At 44.3% G+C, this 17,326-nt stretch carries 17 protein-coding genes; 13 read left to right on the top strand and 4 right to left on the bottom strand.

The features are described from left to right. Positions 1-3 precede the first annotated feature (3 nt). The 6 genes from rsxG (at position 4) to A6E01_RS04105 (ending at position 4,590) form a co-directional block, all read left to right on the top strand. Positions 4-633, top strand: coding sequence for an electron transport complex subunit RsxG (gene rsxG, locus A6E01_RS04130; RefSeq protein WP_065209627.1), 630 nt, complete (start codon positions 4-6; stop codon positions 631-633). Further along, complete coding sequence (locus tag A6E01_RS04125; protein ID WP_065209626.1) at positions 633-1,325, top strand: electron transport complex subunit E; 693 nt, start codon at positions 633-635, stop codon at positions 1,323-1,325. The genes rsxG and A6E01_RS04125 overlap by 1 nt, the downstream gene beginning before the upstream one ends. Before the next feature lie 10 nt (positions 1,326-1,335). After that, positions 1,336-1,971: an endonuclease III gene (gene nth / locus A6E01_RS04120; RefSeq protein WP_017027029.1), complete on the top strand. Its 636-nt coding sequence runs from the start codon at positions 1,336-1,338 to the stop codon at positions 1,969-1,971. A 38-nt stretch (positions 1,972-2,009) separates the two neighbouring features. After that, positions 2,010-2,426, top strand: coding sequence for a lactoylglutathione lyase (gloA, locus tag A6E01_RS04115; RefSeq protein ID WP_017027028.1), 417 nt, complete (start codon positions 2,010-2,012; stop codon positions 2,424-2,426). 160 nt (positions 2,427-2,586) lie between these two features. After that, on the top strand, positions 2,587-3,231 hold the full coding sequence (gene rnt, locus A6E01_RS04110; protein WP_026026054.1) for a ribonuclease T: 645 nt from the start codon (positions 2,587-2,589) through the stop codon (positions 3,229-3,231). Positions 3,232-3,264: 33 nt separating this feature from the next. Next, the gene (locus A6E01_RS04105; protein ID WP_017027026.1) at positions 3,265-4,590 is read left to right on the top strand and encodes a Na+/H+ antiporter family protein; all 1,326 of its coding nucleotides are present in this window, start codon (positions 3,265-3,267) and stop codon (positions 4,588-4,590) included. A gap of 94 nt (positions 4,591-4,684) precedes the next feature. Here the strand turns inward: A6E01_RS04105 and grxD are convergent, their stop codons facing one another. Further along, on the bottom strand, positions 4,685-5,014 hold the full coding sequence (gene grxD, locus A6E01_RS04100; RefSeq protein WP_017027025.1) for a Grx4 family monothiol glutaredoxin: 330 nt from the start codon (positions 5,012-5,014) through the stop codon (positions 4,685-4,687). A gap of 341 nt (positions 5,015-5,355) precedes the next feature. On the opposite strand from grxD, the gene sodB reads away from it, so the two are divergent. From sodB to A6E01_RS04070, 5 genes are all read left to right on the top strand, one after another. Then, the gene (gene sodB / locus A6E01_RS04095; RefSeq protein ID WP_065209625.1) at positions 5,356-5,940 is read left to right on the top strand and encodes a superoxide dismutase [Fe]; all 585 of its coding nucleotides are present in this window, start codon (positions 5,356-5,358) and stop codon (positions 5,938-5,940) included. A gap of 348 nt (positions 5,941-6,288) precedes the next feature. After that, positions 6,289-6,966 carry an SDR family oxidoreductase gene (locus A6E01_RS04090; protein WP_017027023.1) on the top strand — a complete coding sequence of 226 codons (678 nt, stop codon included), beginning with the start codon at positions 6,289-6,291 and terminating at the stop codon, positions 6,964-6,966. Between the two features lie 73 nt (positions 6,967-7,039). Beyond that, a complete protein-coding gene (locus A6E01_RS04085; RefSeq protein ID WP_237334494.1) occupies positions 7,040-7,441 on the top strand; it encodes an amidohydrolase family protein in 402 nt (133 codons plus the stop codon). A 51-nt stretch (positions 7,442-7,492) separates the two neighbouring features. Continuing rightward, positions 7,493-8,616 (top strand): IS3 family transposase gene (locus A6E01_RS04075; protein WP_102477418.1). Its coding sequence is split into 2 segments (ribosomal slippage): positions 7,493-7,745 and positions 7,745-8,616, totalling 1,125 coding nucleotides; the frame shifts between segments, so codons are not numbered across the junction. 31 nt (positions 8,617-8,647) lie between these two features. Further along, positions 8,648-9,193 carry an amidohydrolase family protein gene (locus A6E01_RS04070; protein ID WP_237334493.1) on the top strand — a complete coding sequence of 182 codons (546 nt, stop codon included), beginning with the start codon at positions 8,648-8,650 and terminating at the stop codon, positions 9,191-9,193. Positions 9,194-9,458: 265 nt separating this feature from the next. On the opposite strand, the gene adhE is transcribed toward A6E01_RS04070, so the two are convergent. After that, on the bottom strand, positions 9,459-12,131 hold the full coding sequence (adhE, locus tag A6E01_RS04065) for a bifunctional acetaldehyde-CoA/alcohol dehydrogenase (protein ID WP_065209622.1): 2,673 nt from the start codon (positions 12,129-12,131) through the stop codon (positions 9,459-9,461). A gap of 603 nt (positions 12,132-12,734) precedes the next feature. Here adhE and A6E01_RS04060 point away from each other — a divergent pair. Together A6E01_RS04060 and A6E01_RS04055 are read left to right on the top strand one after the other, a co-directional pair. Beyond that, the gene (locus A6E01_RS04060) at positions 12,735-13,376 is read left to right on the top strand and encodes a YchE family NAAT transporter (RefSeq protein ID WP_065209621.1); all 642 of its coding nucleotides are present in this window, start codon (positions 12,735-12,737) and stop codon (positions 13,374-13,376) included. A gap of 195 nt (positions 13,377-13,571) precedes the next feature. Then, positions 13,572-14,420, top strand: coding sequence for an ion transporter (locus A6E01_RS04055; protein WP_082961337.1), 849 nt, complete (start codon positions 13,572-13,574; stop codon positions 14,418-14,420). 220 nt (positions 14,421-14,640) lie between these two features. Here A6E01_RS04055 and A6E01_RS04050 read toward each other — a convergent pair whose 3' ends face one another. Both A6E01_RS04050 and asd read right to left on the bottom strand, forming a co-directional pair. Continuing rightward, on the bottom strand, positions 14,641-15,651 hold the full coding sequence (locus A6E01_RS04050; protein WP_065209619.1) for an IS110 family RNA-guided transposase: 1,011 nt from the start codon (positions 15,649-15,651) through the stop codon (positions 14,641-14,643). A 436-nt stretch (positions 15,652-16,087) separates the two neighbouring features. After that, positions 16,088-17,206 carry an aspartate-semialdehyde dehydrogenase gene (asd, locus tag A6E01_RS04045; RefSeq protein ID WP_026026173.1) on the bottom strand — a complete coding sequence of 373 codons (1,119 nt, stop codon included), beginning with the start codon at positions 17,204-17,206 and terminating at the stop codon, positions 16,088-16,090. Between the last annotated feature and the right edge of the window lie 120 nt (positions 17,207-17,326).

Genomic DNA, 17,326 nt, shown 5'->3' with positions numbered 1-17,326 from the left:
ATCATGTTAAAAACCATACGAAAAAACGGTTTAGTTCTCGCCATGTTCGCTTGCATCACAACAGGTGTGGTCTCTGTTACCCATCTGTTGACCGAGGATACAATCAAAGCGCAGCAAATCGCTCAGTTGCAAGGACAGCTTAATCAAGTGATCCCAACGAGCCTGCACGACAATGAACTCTATGCCAGCTGCATCGATTTACAAAATGAAGCGTTAGGCACACAAGAAAACATGCCCGCTTATATCGCTACTGTTGATGGCGAGCCAACTTCAGTTGCCATTGAAACTATCGCACCTGATGGTTACAACGGCACGATACGTCTGTTGGTGGGTGTCGACCTACAAGGCAAGGTGTTAGGGGCTCGCGTATTGTCACATCAAGAAACTCCAGGACTTGGCGATAAAATTGATTTGCGCGTATCGGATTGGATTTTGTCGTTTGCCAACAAAGAGATCACAGCAGACAATCAAGATAGCTGGAAGGTACGTAAAGACGGTGGGCAATTTGACCAATTTACTGGCGCAACGATTACTCCGCGCGCAGTGGTGAAGGCCATCTACAACACAGGGCTATACTTTACGCAAAATCAGCAACAGATCTTGAGTAGCTCACCACAATGTGAGGTGAAATAATGTCAGAGAAAAAACTTTTACTAAAGAACGGTCTTTGGGATAACAACCCTGCCCTTGTGCAATTGCTTGGCCTTTGTCCACTGCTTGCAGTATCGGCAACGGTGACCAATGCACTGGGTCTTGGCATCGCTACTTTATTGGTATTAGTCGGTTCGAACCTAACCGTCTCCCTAATTCGCAACCATGTGCCCCAAGAGATCCGTTTGCCTATCTTCGTGATGATCATTGCGGCTTTGGTAACTTGTGTTCAATTGCTAATGAATGCCTACGCCTATGGCTTATACCTATCTCTAGGCATCTTTATCCCATTGATCGTGACCAACTGCATTATCATTGGTCGCGCCGAAGCCTATGCGTCTAAGAATACACCTGTACTGGCTGTGCTGGACGGTCTTTGGATGGGACTGGGTATGACCGCTGTGCTTGTGGTCCTAGGGGCCATTCGTGAAATCCTCGGTAATGGTACTCTTTTCGACGGCGCGGATTTGTTGCTTGGCGATTGGGCAAGTGTGTTGCGCATTCAGGTGTATCACGTTGACAGCAACTTCCTACTCGCAATGCTGCCACCAGGTGCATTTATCGGTGTTGGTTTCTTGATTGCAGGCAAAAACTGGCTAGACAACTACCGAGCGCAGCAAGCACCTAAGCAAGAGAAGCAACAAATAGAACGGGCTCGTGTCACTAACAACTAAAACGGATTCAATGAATAAAGATAAGCGTCGACTCATACTTGAAAGATTGCGTGAGGAAAACCCTCATCCAGAAACGGAGCTCAACTGGAGCTCTCCGTTTGAATTACTGATTGCCGTACTATTATCGGCTCAAGCAACCGATGTCAGTGTTAACAAGGCAACAGATAAGCTTTACCCCATCGCTAATACACCGCAAGGGATATTGGATCTTGGCGTTGATGGCTTAAAAGAATACATCAAGACCATTGGCCTGTTTAACTCGAAAGCAGAAAACACCATCAAGACGTGTAAGATCTTACTTGAACAGCATGGTGGTGAAGTTCCAGAGAACCGAGAAGCGCTCGAGGCCCTACCAGGCGTTGGCAGAAAGACGGCTAACGTGGTTCTTAATACTGCATTTGGTTGGCCAACGATTGCGGTTGATACCCATATCTATCGCGTTTCTAATCGCACCAAGTTTGCTATGGGTAAGACTGTAGATGATGTTGAGCAGAAGCTTCTTAAGGTAGTACCAAAAGAGTTCAAGCTGGACGTACATCATTGGTTAATTCTACACGGTCGTTACACCTGTATTGCTCGCAAGCCACGCTGTGGCAGCTGTATGATAGAAGATTTGTGCGAGTTCAAAGATAAAGCTATCGATTAATACTTAGGTTCATTTCACAAATACATTAAGGAACAATCATGTCTCAAGGTCGCGTACTACACACCATGCTTCGCGTGGGTGATTTAGATAAATCTATTGAGTTCTATACCAAGGTAATGGGTATGGAGCTATTGCGTAAGAACGAAAACAAAGAGTACGAATACACCCTTGCCTTTGTTGGGTTTGGTGATGAATCACAAGGCGCCGTCATTGAGTTGACCTATAACTGGGGTACGACAGAGTACGACCTTGGCGATGCATTTGGTCACGTGGCTATTGGTTATGAAGATATCTATGCCACTTGCGATGCTATCAAGGCAGCCGGCGGAAACGTCACGCGCGAACCAGGTCCAGTAAAAGGTGGTTCAACACATATTGCCTTTGTTACTGACCCTGATGGTTACAAGATAGAACTTATACAGCGAGAAAATGCTTCTGCGGGTTTGAACGGCTAAGCACTTCTCAGAAAAGTAAACACGTTTGCAAGGGCTGTGATTGTCGAAAGACAATTACAGCCCTTTTGTCATATTTAGACTCAGGAAAATTAATGTATGGGTTTAGAAAACCTTATGAATCTGTAATAATGCTCCCCTTAATCCATATGCTTTGCTTGTTATGACTGTAGAAAATGAAGCTTTGACGCTAAAAAAACGATTTAGAGGGTATTTCCCTGTGGTTATCGATGTAGAAACCGCTGGTTTTAATGCCGCCACTGACGCGTTGCTTGAAATATGCGCAGTAACCCTAGCTATGGATGAAAACGGAGACTTGCACCCCGCAAGCACCCTGACTTTCCAAGTAGAACCATTTGAAGGAGCAAATTTAGAGAAGGAAGCACTCGAGTTTATTGGAATGCGTGACCCTTTCAGTCCGTTACGTGGGGCTATCCCAGAATCGGAAGCACTGAAAGAGATCTATAAACTGGTCCGAAAAGAACAAAAGCAAGCTGGTTGTAGCCGAGCGATCATCGTGGCGCACAATGCCGCCTTTGATCATGGCTTTGTCTCTCAGGCTAGTGAACGCTCCAAATTGAAACGCGTACCGTTTCATCCCTTTGCCACTTTCGATACTGCGACTCTTAGCGGCCTAGCTTATGGTCAAACCGTTTTAGCCAAAGCGTGTAAGGCAGCCGAGATCGAGTTCGATAATAAAGAGGCACATTCAGCCCTTTACGATACACAAAAGACCGCTGAACTATTTTGTAAAATTGTCAACAAATGGAAAGCCCTAGGCGGCTGGCCAATGCTTGACGAAGAATAAACACAAACACAACTAAACAATTAGAGAAGTATAATGAATCCCGTTGTCATTTCCGTTTGTATCATGCTGTTATTGGCATTGATGCGCGTTAACGTCGTTGTTGCGTTAACTTTCAGTGCCATTGTTGGTGGGCTTTCCGCAGGCATGAACATTACCGACACCATTGCTGCCTTTGAAGGTGGATTAGGTGGCGGTGCAACTATCGCGCTTAGCTACGCTATGCTAGGTACCTTTGCAGTCGCTATCTCAAAGTCAGGCATCACTGACCTATTGGCACAAAGCGTTATCAAACGCATCAATGGCCAAGAGAATGACACAGCCTCTACCGGTCTTAAATACGGCGTCTTGGTTGCTCTTATCCTAGTGACTATGTCATCGCAGAACGTTATCCCAGTTCACATTGCATTTATTCCAATTCTTATTCCACCTCTACTTGCAGTGTTCTCAAAGCTAAACATTGACCGACGCATGATTGCGTGTGTGCTGACCTTTGGTCTAGTTACTCCATATATGGTTCTACCAATTGGTTTTGGTGGCATATTCCTAAACAACATCTTGCTTAAAAACCTGAACGACAACGGCCTTCAGAACATCACTGCCTCTGATGTACCAATGGCAATGTTGTTGCCTGCACTAGGCATGATCACCGGTCTTCTTGTGGCTATCTTTGTGAGCTACCGTAAGCCTCGCACTTATAAAGAAACTGAAATTACTCACGTAGACGCAGAGCCAAGCCACATCAACAAGAAACACATTCTTGTTGCTGTAATCGCTATCGTCGCGGCACTTTCAGTGCAGCTTTACACTGGCTCAATGATCATCGGTGCACTAGCGGGCTTCATGGTATTTACCTTTGGTGGCGTTATTGCGTGGAAAGAGACGCAAGATGTGTTTACTCGCGGCGTGCACATGATGGCAATGATTGGCTTCATCATGATTGCAGCAGCAGGTTTTGCAGCAGTGATGAAAGCGACAGGTGGCGTAGAAACTCTGGTTGAAGCTCTGTCTACTTCTATTGGTGACAACAAGCCTCTAGCGGCACTGTTGATGCTGATTGTTGGTCTTCTAGTGACTATGGGTATTGGTTCTTCATTCTCAACTATCCCAATTATCGCAACTATCTATGTACCACTAGCCACTGCATTCGGTTTCTCGCCAATGGCGATCGTTGCTCTAGTCGGTACTGCAGCAGCACTGGGTGATGCAGGTTCTCCGGCTTCAGATTCTACTCTTGGTCCAACATCTGGTCTTAATGCCGATGGACAACACGAGCACATCTGGCAAACCGTGGTTCCAACCTTCATCCACTACAACATCCCACTGATCATTTTCGGTTGGGTTGCAGCGATGGTTTTATAGTCGGGTTCTCTAACCTAGCTCTAGAATAGAAAAAGGCTTCCAATTGGAAGCCTTTTTAGTATTTGCGCTCTGTAGTTTCAAAGCAGTGCGAAGATTATTCGCTAGCTGAGCGTTGAGCCGCTTGCTTAATAAGAGGCTGAAGTTCGCCTTTTTGGAACATCTCGATGATGATGTCACAACCACCGATCAACTCACCTTCAATCCACAATTGTGGGAAAGTTGGCCATTGTGCGTAAGCTGGAAGCTCAGCACGGATATCTGGGTTTTGCAGGATATCAACGTATGCAAACTTTTCGCCACACGCCATCAATGCTTGAGACGCTTGAGAAGAAAATCCACAGCTAGGAAGCTTAGGTGAACCTTTCATGTAAAGAAGGATAGTGTTTTGTTCGATCTGCTGTTTGATTTTGTCTAGGGTTTCCATAGCGGTCCTCGGATCCATGTACTCTATATAGTATTCCGTTATTTTACCTTACTAGCTTAGAATAAAAACCATAAACTAAATATGGTTATTGTTGCGAAAATAGGCAAAAGTTGGCCTAGGCGCATTCCGTTGGTTACGAAATATTATAAATTTGTTGCCTAACCTTTTATTAGTATAAAAAATTGATAGAATGCAAACGAAGTTAGAGAACTAATTTGCACAGCGGTTCGTAATACTACCGACCCTGTCACATGCATTTGATGAGAAATCTCTCATCGAGTGTAATTTGTTACTACATTGGAAGCTTAGGGCTTAGCCCACATAAATGGAGAACCGAGCAAATGGCATTTGAACTACCAGCTCTTCCTTACGCAAAAGACGCGCTAGAACCACATATCTCTGCTGAGACTCTTGATTTTCACCACGGTAAGCACCACAACACTTACGTTGTTAAGCTAAATGGTCTGATCCCTGGTACTGAGTTTGAAGGCAAAACACTAGAAGAGATCGTTAAGACTTCTACTGGTGGTGTATTCAACAACGCAGCACAAATCTGGAACCACACGTTCTACTGGCACTGCCTAGCGCCAAACGCAGGTGGCGAACCAACAGGTGCTGTTGCTGACGCGATCAATGCAGCATTTGGTTGTTTTGAAGAGTTCAAAGCTAAATTCACTGATTCTGCAATCAACAACTTCGGTTCTTCTTGGACTTGGCTTGTTAAGAACGCAGACGGTTCACTAGCAATCGTTAACACTTCAAACGCAGCAACTCCTCTAACAGAAGAAGGTGTTACTCCTCTTCTAACTGTTGACCTATGGGAACACGCTTACTACATCGATTACCGTAACGTTCGTCCAGAGTACATGAATGGCTTCTGGGCTCTAGTTAACTGGGACTTCGTTGCAGAGAACCTAGCTAAGTAATTAGTTGATTTATAATGAAAAGGCTGCCTAAATAGGTAGCCTTTTTTGTTTGTAGTGGGTGATTATGCACTAAGCATGATAACTCATACAAATTTCCATTAGTTCTTGCTGCCTCTATCATACAAACTGTGAGCTACTCCTTAGTTCAAGTAATCGCCCATCATAAACACAAGAAATCACCACCTTGTTCACATCTTATTCACTATATTCGATCGTATAACTATTAGTCAGACATGGCTCTTAGATCCAACTAGCGGATTCATTTATAGAGGGCTATTAAGCCCTCTATTTGTCACTGCGGTGATCAGTAGTTTAAATTTAAGCTCTGGAAAAATCAGGTGGTCAACAATGGTTATTCACAATTCCGTGGTATTAATTACCTCGGCTGGAACGATACTTGGAAGGACTCTTGCCCTTCACTTTGCCTCTCTTGGAGCAAAGGTTGTCATTACAGACAAAAATGCATCACTCCTCAAAGGCACATACAGAGAATGTATAGAGTCTGGCTTTAATGTGTGTACCTATGCCCTACCTGACGATACGCAGCATAATGTCGATGATATGTTTAGCTACATTGAGAGCTTCTACAACCATGGTGTTGATATCCTGATTAATAACTGGGAAAACCACCCATTACCGACTCTGGTGAGCCCGACTCCAGCAGAAGAGTTTAGTGCTCAATTTTCTCACCTTGTTCAGTCGCTATTCAGTTGCGGACACGCTTGCGCAGAACAAATGCGTAAGAATCACCAGCAAGGGGTAATTGTTAATATCCTGACCAATGAACGCTCCGACTCTATCATTGGTACCGAAAGCACAAGCTCTATGGTCAGTGGCCTAACAAAGAGCTGGGCTAAGGAACTCAATCCCTTTGATATTCGCGTTGGTGGGATCTTGCCTAGCGTGCATCACTCTCGTCATGATGACTATCAAAACAGCTTTGCGAACATTCGAGAAGAATTGATAAGAAACACTGAGTACATTGTGTCAAACGACTCGTTCAACGGCCGTGTAATGTCATGGTAAATCAATGATTTATCTTAAGTAATAGAAGTTCTATCCTCTATACTGAATCACACGGATATTCAGCGATATTTCCATGACCAAACAAAATTTATCATCAGGCGACAACATACCTTTTACCACTAGCAAGGAGTCTCTATCCCTTGCTGTACCTGAGGGTAGCTGTGACTGTCACCATCACATCTTTGACCCCGATAGTTTTGCTTATCGTGCCGAAGACACCACTAACATTCCCACTGCCACTGTTCCTATGTACCAACAGTTACAGAGCAAAATTGGCTTTTCGAGAAATGTAATCGTGACCCCTTCTGCCTACGGCAATGATAATCAATGCACCCTAGATGCGATGCAACAACTTGGAGATAGCGCTCGCGCTGTTGTAACTATCGATGACAGCTTCTCTGTTTCTCAACTACAACAAATGGACAGTCTAGGTGTATGCGGAATTCGAGAAGTGGTCCCCGATTTTCGGACATGACTTTAAGTGATTGATCTGTTTTGATAGTACCCAGAAATACTGGAGCAGATTATGACTAGAAAACGCAGAAACCACTCTCCCGAATTTAAAGCTAAGGTGGCATTGGCTGCCGCTAAAGGTGATAAAACTGTCGCTGAGTTAGCACAGAAGTACAACCTGCACCCCAACCAGATCTCAACATGGAAGAAAGAGCTGCTTGAAAATGCAGCCATGATCTTTGCCTCTGAAAGTCAGTTGGGCAAAGACAATTCTGAAGAAGTGGACAAACTTCACGCTAAGATCGGTCAATTGACCATGGAAAATGATTTTTTGGCGAAAGTGCTCGGTCGTTAGATCGAGCACAGCGAAAGAGTTCGCTGGATAAATCCACCCAACTACCGATAAAGCGCCAGTGCGAGCTTCTTAATATTGCTCGCTCTACGGCTTATTACCAACCCATCGGACTTTCTACTGAGGAGATTGAATTGCGTCGAATGATTGACGAAATTCACCTTCAGTATCCGTTCATGGGCAGTAGGCGTGTTCGAACTGAGCTGGCTAAAAAAGGCCATAAGGTTAATCGCAAGCGTATCGTTCGGATCATGCGTGAAATGGGCATTGGAGCGATTTATCCCAAGCCAAAAACGACACTGGCGAACAAAGCACACAAGGTTTATCCCTACCTATTGCGTGACATCGAAGTTACTTACCCCAACCAAGCTTGGGCTATTGATATCACGTACATTCCGATGGCTAAAGGGTTCCTGTACTTGGTTGCCATTATCGATTGGTACAGCCGTAAGGTGTTGTCTTGGCGCCTCTCGAACACCATGGATACAGGCTTTTGTATTGATGCTCTTGAAGATGCGCTTCAACACTACGGACCACCCGATATCTTCAACTCAGATCAGGGCAGCCAGTTTACCAGTACTGAGTTCACACAGAAGTTGCTCGACCATAGCGTACGGATCAGCATGGATGGGAAAGGCCGTTGGATCGACAACGTTTTTATCGAGCGATTATGGCGAAGTCTGAAATATGAGGAGGTTTACTTAAAAGCTTACACCACGCCCCGTGAAGCCGAACTTGAAATCGGCCACTACATGGTGTTTTATAATGAGGAGCGTAACCATCAAGGCCTCAATGACCTAACCCCTGATGAAGTCTACTTCGGTAGGCAGAGATACGCTGCATGAGCTGGATCAACCACTTAAGGAATTAGCTTATGTGTCCAACCATTGGGGTCCACTTCTTCGGTTTATGATCACCGAGTTCAAAGACCTAGATTTAGACTTGATCCAGCGCTGCGCAGAAAAAATCGCGCCGCTCAACTGGCATATCTGCTTTTGGGTAACCGCGGACATGATAGTTGCGATGAAAGATCTATTATTTTCTTTGCCTTGTGATGTGGTATTTGACCATAGAGGGCACCTACCCGCTGGAGAGGGAGTGAAGCACCCTGCTTTTGAGATTATCTGCCAGCTCATGAACGCAAACAAAGCTTGGGTGAAGGTATCGGCGGCTTATCACGATAGTGAATCTGGATCGCCAAGCTTTGCTGACACTCTCGCTATTGGTAAGGCCTATATAGCGACCAATCCCAACAAGATCCTATGGGGCACAGATTGGCCACATCCAAGTGAAACTATCGCCGGCAACGTCATGCCTGATGATGTGCATTTATTGAACCTGTTGTCAGTGCAGACAGACAACGACGCAACGCTTATCCACAAAGTGCTAGTGGATAACCCTAAAAATTTATATCGATTTTGATACCAATCGTACTAAATAACTGGTCAGCCTAGCTGGTTAAAATACTCGATAACTTCGTTAGAATTTTTGATTGTAGAATAACTACTTATCGAAAAATTCTGCCTTGTTCTTGAGTATTTTTCCTTCGCTATTTCTGAACACTTACATAGTGTGATTGGTATAATCTTCTTCTTTTCGAGCACACATAAAAAATCCCAGCACCTTTCAGCGCTGGGATTTGTCTATTCAGTGTGGGCTCTTTCAAGCCCACTATTCAAGAATCGAATTACTTCGCTTTAGCTGGCTTTTGGTCAGCTTTTTTCTTGATTACTGTAGTACCTTCGAACGTTTCACCTTCAACGAATGCAGTACCGTGGTAAGCAGCCATTAGAACTTCTTTTAGCTCTGTGATTAGAGGGTAACGTGGGTTAGCACCAGTACATTGGTCATCGAACGCTTCAACCGCTAGCTCATCAAGCTTAGCAACGAAGTCTGCTTCAGAAACACCCGCTTCTTTGATTGACTTAGGAATGTCTAGGTCAGTCTTAAGCTCGTCCAACCAAGTTAGAAGACGTTCAATCTTCTGAGCTGTACGGTCACCTTCTTGGCTTAGGCCTAGGTGGTCTGCAACTTCAGCGTAACGACGACGTGCTTGCGGACGGTCGTACTGAGAGAATGCAGTTTGCTTAGTTGGGTTATCGTTCGCGTTGTAACGAACAACGTTAGAGATAAGTAGTGCGTTAGCAAGACCGTGTGGCAAGTGGAACTCAGCACCAATTTTGTGAGCCATTGAGTGACACACACCTAGGAATGCGTTCGCAAATGCAACACCAGCGATAGTTGCTGCGTTGTGTACTTTCTCACGAGCGATTGGGTCAGCAGCACCATTCGCGTAGCTTGAAGGTAGGTACTCTTTAAGCATCTTAAGTGCTTGTAGAGCTTGACCGTCAGAGTATTCGTTAGCAAGAACAGAAACGTAAGCTTCTAGTGCGTGAGTTACTGCATCGTAACCACCAAACGCTGTTAGAGACTTAGGCATGTTCATTACAAGGTTCGCATCAACGATAGCCATGTTTGGCGTGATTTCGTAGTCAGCTAGTGGGTACTTAGCACCCGTCTTGTCGTCTGTAACAACAGCGAATGGAGTAACCTCTGAACCTGTACCTGAAGTTGTAGTGATACATACAAGCTCAGCTTTTTGACCCATTTTAGGGAACTTATAGATACGCTTACGGATGTCCATGAAGCGCATCGCTAGTTCAGCGAAGTGCGTTTCTGGGTGCTCGTACATTACCCACATGATCTTAGCCGCATCCATTGGAGAACCGCCACCTAGAGCTAGGATAACGTCAGGCTGGAAGCTCTTCATTGCTTCAGCGCCTTTCTCAACAACAGATAGTGTTGGATCTGCTTCTACGTCGAAGAATACTTGAACTTCGATGCCTTGAGCTTTAAGTAGTTTAACTACGTCATCAGCGTAACCATTGTTGAATAGGAAACGGTCAGTAACTAGGAATGCGCGTTTCTTACCTTCTAGGTCGCTAAGAGCGATTGGAAGGCTACCACGACGGAAGTAGATAGACTTAGGTAGTTTGTGCCACAACATGTTTTCAGCTCGCTTCGCTACAGTTTTCTTGTTGATAAGGTGCTTAGGACCTACGTTCTCAGAGATAGAGTTACCACCCCAAGAACCACAACCTAGAGTTAGAGAAGGTGCAACGTTGAAGTTGTAAAGGTCACCGATACCACCGTGAGTAGTAGGGATGTTGATTAGGATACGTGCAGTCTTCATCTTGTCACCGAAGTAACGGATACGGTCTGCGTTAGTATCTTGGTTAGTGTATAGGCCAGATGTGTGACCGATACCGCCAATCTCAACCATAGTTACTGCTTGAGCAACAGCGTCTTCGAAGTTGTCAGCACGGAACAGGCCTAGAGTTGGAGATAGTTTCTCGTGTGCGAACTCGTCGTCGTAAGAAACCTTACCTAGACCTTCACCTACTAGAACTTTAGTGTCAGCAGGAACTTTAACACCCGCCATTTCAGCGATTGCTGGAGCAGGTTGACCTACGATCTTAGCGTTTAGGTTGCCATCGATAAGCAGTACTTTACGAACCTTGTTCGCTTCAGCTTTAGACAGAACGTACGCTTTATGAGAAGCAAAACGCTCTTTAACTTCGTCGTATACTTCGTCAACAACGATTGCAGCCTGCTCAGAAGCACACACTACGCCGTTATCGAACGTCTTAGACATAAGGATAGAAGCTACAGCACGCTTGATGTCTGCAGTTTCGTCGATAACTACTGGAACGTTACCCGCACCAACACCGATTGCTGGCTTACCAGAAGAGTAAGCTGCTTTAACCATGCCTGGACCACCAGTAGCAAGGATAAGAGCGATGCCGTCGTGCTTCATTAGGCCGTTAGATAGCTCAACTGAAGGCTGGTCAATCCAACCGATGATGTCTTTTGGAGCACCCGCTGCTACTGCTGCATCTAGAACTAGTTTAGCTGCATCGTTAGTAGAGTTCTTAGCACGTGGGTGTGGCGAGAAGATGATGCCGTTACGTGTTTTAAGAGAAATTAAAGATTTGAAGATTGCAGTAGATGTTGGGTTCGTTGTTGGAACGATACCACAGATGATACCAACAGGTTCTGCGATAGTCATTGTGCCTAGGTTGTCATCTTCTTCTAAGATGCCACAGGTTTTTTCGTCTTTGTATTTGTTGTAGATAAACTCAGAAGCAAAGTGGTTCTTGATCACTTTATCTTCAACAATGCCCATGCCAGATTCCGCAACTGCTTGTTGAGCTAGTGGAATACGAGCGTGGTTAGCTGCTAGAGAAGCCGCACGGAAGATTGCATCAACTTTTTCTTGAGAAAAAGTTGAGAACTCTTCCTGAGCCGCTTTAACGCGAGCTACTAGAGCGTCCAGTTCAGCCATATTAGTTACAGGCATAATTATCTCCTAGATATTTTAAATTAAAAACTTTTTAGTAAGGTTTGTTCGCTAAACAACACAACTTAGTAAATAGCTTTCACAGACGAGTATATTATTTCACTCTGCGAATAAAATTGATTCAGATCACTTAGTTTGAAAGAACTACCACCAAATGGTTATTAGCTAAGCTAATTCTAAATGCCATATTGTATGACAAATACACCAATCTGTGACCCTGATCTCATCCATGAAAGTACATCTATTACTACGTAATTAAAATTCCATTACGTCATAAATTTTCAAATTCTGTAGGCCGTCTAAAACGTGCCAGACCCTAGTATAACCATTGTTGGGTATAGGACAACGAGAAATTTTACTAGGCTTTTTATTTTTTATCCTTCTTTATAAGATCGTACTACTCTTTTCTTTTAGCATAAAAAACACACTGCATCATTCTCGCTAAACACCAAAATTCTTGCATTAGTTTATCTAATGGCAAATGCACTATGATTTAGAAAACTTCAGGTGAATACTTGAAAGTTTCACTGGCGTAATTTCTCGTCCTTGATTAAAGTAGCGCGGAATTTTCTTACACCCTGTTTTTCTTATTAAGGCTCGCTAATGCAAGGTATAAACGTTGCTGTATATCTACAGTTTTTTGTTGGCTTATTTGCCATAGTTAACCCTGTGGGCATCATGCCGATTTTCGTGTCATTAACGAATCATCTATCTCCAGAAGAACGCATTAAAACGGCCTCAACAGCGAACATTGCTGTAGCGGTAATTTTGATTGTGTCTTTGTTTGCAGGTCAGATGTTGCTTGATGTGTTTAGTATCTCTCTAGACTCATTTCGTATTGCAGGTGGCTTACTTTTGGTCAGCATCGCCTTTGCCATGATGAACGGCCAATTGGGTGAGCAAAAACAAAACAAGCAAGAAAAAGCAGAGAGTATTAGTAAGGAACAAGTGGGCGTAGTTCCACTAGCAATGCCGCTAATGGCCGGACCAGGTGCGATCAGTTCGACCATCGTATTTGGATCAAATCACACAGGTCCAATAGATTATGTAGCGGTCACCATTACCGTTATTGTGTTCTCTTTTTGCTGTTGGGTGTTGTTCCGCTCTGCCCCTTTCATCGTACGTTTTTTAGGGCAAACAGGAATCAACGTCATCACACGTATCATGGGTTTAATTTTGGGTGCGCTGGGCATAGAGTTCATTGCCAACGGAATTGGAGCGCTATTCCCTGGCTTGATGAGCTAAGCACTTTCTGGAAATACATACGTATTCGTACAAAAAAGCACCTTTTAGGTGCTTTTTTCGTTCTAGTTAAACAAATATGTACTCCAGGTTTCTTTTTCGAGCTGCCTTAAATCTACGTGCTATCCTATTGTTATTACTGATTTAAGTTAATTTGATATGCCGCATCCAGAACATACTTTTAGATACAGACTTTATGTGATCATTTTTCGTACCGATACGCCCCTAGGTCGCTGGTTCGATATCTGTTTGATTGCTTCCATCATCGGCTCTTTGCTGGTGTTGATCATGGGCTCTGTAGAATCGGTAAGTCAAAGGTGGGGAACGCAGCTTAATTATCTTGAAATCCTATTCACTGCCCTCTTCACCGTAGAGTACCTATTGCGCCTGTATTGCTCACCTAAGCCTTGGGCTTACGCTAAGAGCTTCTACGGCTTCGTAGACCTTATGGCCATCTTACCCTTCTATATAGCACTGCTAGTGCCAAACGCGCATTTCCTAGGGGTTGTAAGGCTGCTGAGGGTAATGCGCATCTTCAGAATCTTGAAATTGGTTCAATACATTCAAGATTCCAATATCATCATGCGCTCCCTTTGGAACTCTAGACGTAAGATTTTTATCTTCTTTAGCATGGTGGCCATTTTGGTCACTATCTTTGGTGCGTTGCTCTACATCATCGAAGGCCCAGAGAACGGCTTTACCAGTATTCCGACCAGTATTTATTGGGCTATCGTAACCATCACCACTGTTGGTTACGGCGACATCTCCCCAGTCACCACATTAGGCAGAGCAATAGCATCGCTGACCATGCTACTCGGTTACTCAATTCTGGCGGTACCCACCGGCATTATTACCGCAGAAATGAGCCAAGAGGTGAAACAGCAGAAAAAAGTCTATCGAGACCATAGAGATCTTGTGATGTGCCCAAATTGTATGAAAAACGACCACGAACCTGATGCCTTTCATTGCAAGCACTGTGGCAGTGAACTACCCGAGCATGAAGAGCGGGTGGTGAAGATCACTGGTAAGACTGGTGATTACGATTGAGAGAAGTGCAGTGATAGCTGTTGATTGACTAATACCAAGTCCCGCACCCTCTAAGATTCCAGCTCAAGGCTGGAATGACGTGGTCATCATGATCACCACAATAGCTAAACTTATGTCGTCCCCGACGTCTTTTATCGGGGACCTTTTCAATAGAATCACGAATAGGTAGATTCCCAATAGAAGCGCTCGGGAATGCCTGTTAAACGACTTTGTCAAATTATTAGGCCCCAAAAGCCTTAATAGGATCGTATTTTTCACCACTGCTCAACAAGTGATAAGCGATCCTAATTTGTTTCTTAGCTAAGATACACAAGGCTTCTTTATAGCTCCTTCCTTCTGCCCTCAGTTTGTCGTAGTAAGCTTTAAAATGTTCATCATGCATTGTCGCTCCCCAAGCTGAGCAGAAGATTCTTTTCCTCAAATAAGTGTTTCCTCGCTTACTCAGTTTTCCTTTCCCTCTCCACGTTCCGCTTTGTCGAATGCTGGTGTCCAACCCAACAAACGCCACCCATGAATGACAACTCTTAACCCTTCTATCCAGTTGGCTTAAAAGAGCAGCAGTGGTCGAAGAGATCCCTGGAATACTGGCTAAGATATCGGTGTCTCTTGCGCTTTCGTTAGTTTCAACAATCAAGGCCTCAAGCTCTCGAAGCATACGCTTGTGAAGCGACTTTAATTCCGCCAGTTTCGTAGCGAGCTCTTGTTGAACTTCATCTAACTCAAACCCTAAACCTTGATAAGTTTCCTCGAACAAACGAAGGCTACTCCCCATTTTCTGTATTAGCTTCTCTATTGCCTTTATTTGGCCTACTTTCAATGTAATCAATAGATTACGGTCACTTAGTTTAGTCGGTTTAGGCAGGTTTCTCTCAGTAAGACACATTGTGGCTAGTGTCTCAGCATCGACGGGATCTGTTTTAGTCTTGCGAATGTTAGCTTTGCTATGCTTGCTCGATTGCAATGGATTAATGACGTAGAGATTAAGGTTATGCTTTGAAAATACGGAGACTAACTTGAGGTGATAATGACCGGTTGATTCACAGATTATTTTACCTTTGTACTGCGATTCTACGAGCTTTTCAGCCAACTTTTCTATCGACTCTACGGTGTTGTTGAGTTGATACAGAATGGTTTTTCCTGCCGTTAATCCTGCAAAATCTAGCGTCTTTTTAGAGACATCAATGCCAATAGCGGTACAGTTTTTTAACTGCGAAATAGAGAGAGTTTTCATAAATCTACTATCCTTACATTGAAAGGTAAGAGCGATTCATGGCTTTTTCATATCGGTTAAAGATCTTGTGCGATTACCTGTTATAGAAGCTCAGAATCGCTAGAGCGAGAAGAGACTTTGGCATCCCCGGAAGCTCGAAGCCTTTGACGCGTTAGTCTCTTCTTCTCACCCTAGCTTAGTCCCAGATAATTTACTTTATTTGGGACTACTTCTTTTATATGACAAATGATGACATCTAAGAGTGAAAACACCATAGAAACAACGTCATACTGGCGAAGGCCAGTAACTTAGAGCGCACACGCATAGACCTGCACCACCCAATACTCCACCTCATGGCTGGAATGAAGCTGTTTACTTCTGATAGCTGACAGCTTTCAGCTGAAATAAAAAAAGCGCCCCGTAGGGCGCCTTCAATTCAACCAATACAATATCGCTATTAAGCTTTCTCAGCCAGAATGATACGCAGTGTACGACGTAGTGGCTCTGCCGCACCCCACAATAGCTGGTCACCAACAGTAAAGGCATTCAAGAAGTCATCGCCCATCGCCATCTTACGCAGACGACCAACAGGAACAGACATAGTACCTGTCACTTTAGCTGGAGTAAGCTCTTGAGCTGTGATGTCACGCTCGTTAGGAATCACCTTAACCCAGTCGTTGTGCGTACCAATGATCTCTTCGATTTCATCCATAGGTACGTTTTGCTTAAGCTTGATAGTCAGCGCTTGTGCGTGACAGCGCATTGCGCCGATGCGAACACAAGTACCATCAATCGCAATCGGGTTGCCATCTAGTCCAAGAATCTTGTTTGCTTCAACGCCAGCTTTCCACTCTTCCTTGCTTTGGCCGTTTTCGCGTTTAACGTCAATCCAAGGGATCAGAGAGCCCGCTAGCGGGGCACCAAACTGCTCTGTAGGGAAAGCGTCAGAACGGATAGTCTCAGCAACCTTACGATCGATATCTAGAATAGAGGTTGCTGGATCGGCAAGTTCCGTTGCAACAGATTGCTGCACTACGCCCATTTGAGAAATCAGTTCACGCATGTTTTTCGCACCAGCGCCAGAAGCCGCTTGATACGTCATTGCGCTCATCCATTCAACAAGACCTTTCTCATACAGACCGCCAAGCGCCATCAGCATCAAGCTTACTGTGCAGTTACCACCAACAAAGGTAGAAGTACCTGAGTGAATGCCTTGTTGGATTTGCTCTAGATTCACAGGGTCTAAAGTAATGATGGAGTCTTTATCCATGCGCAGTGTAGAAGCCGCATCAATCCAGTAGCCTTTCCAACCCGCTTGCTTTAGCGCTGGGTAAACTTTCTCTGTGTAGCTGCCACCTTGACAGGTAACAATGGCATCCAACTGCTTAAGGCTTTCGATATCAAAAGCGTCCTGCAGCATACCGGCATCTTTACCTGCATAAACAGGAGCTGGAATACCCACCTGAGAGGTGCTGTAGAAAACTGGCTCAATCAGATCAAAATCGCGCTCTTCTACCATTCGTTGCATTAAAACTGAGCCAACCATACCGCGCCAGCCAACTAAACCTACTCGCATCATCTCTATACTCCATGTAATTTTGGGAATGCACTGAAAATTATCACCAGTGCTAATCAAATTTTATTGTTGTCCTTCATATTTAAAAAAGTTGAGGCGAATGACAAGAATTTTTATTCA

Origin of the sequence: Vibrio breoganii (assembly GCF_001677275.1) — a bacterium.
Lineage (GTDB): Bacteria > Pseudomonadota > Gammaproteobacteria > Enterobacterales > Vibrionaceae > Vibrio > Vibrio breoganii.
The sequence above is the reverse complement of the archived record's forward strand: the minus strand, read 5'-3'. Positions and strand labels throughout refer to the sequence as shown.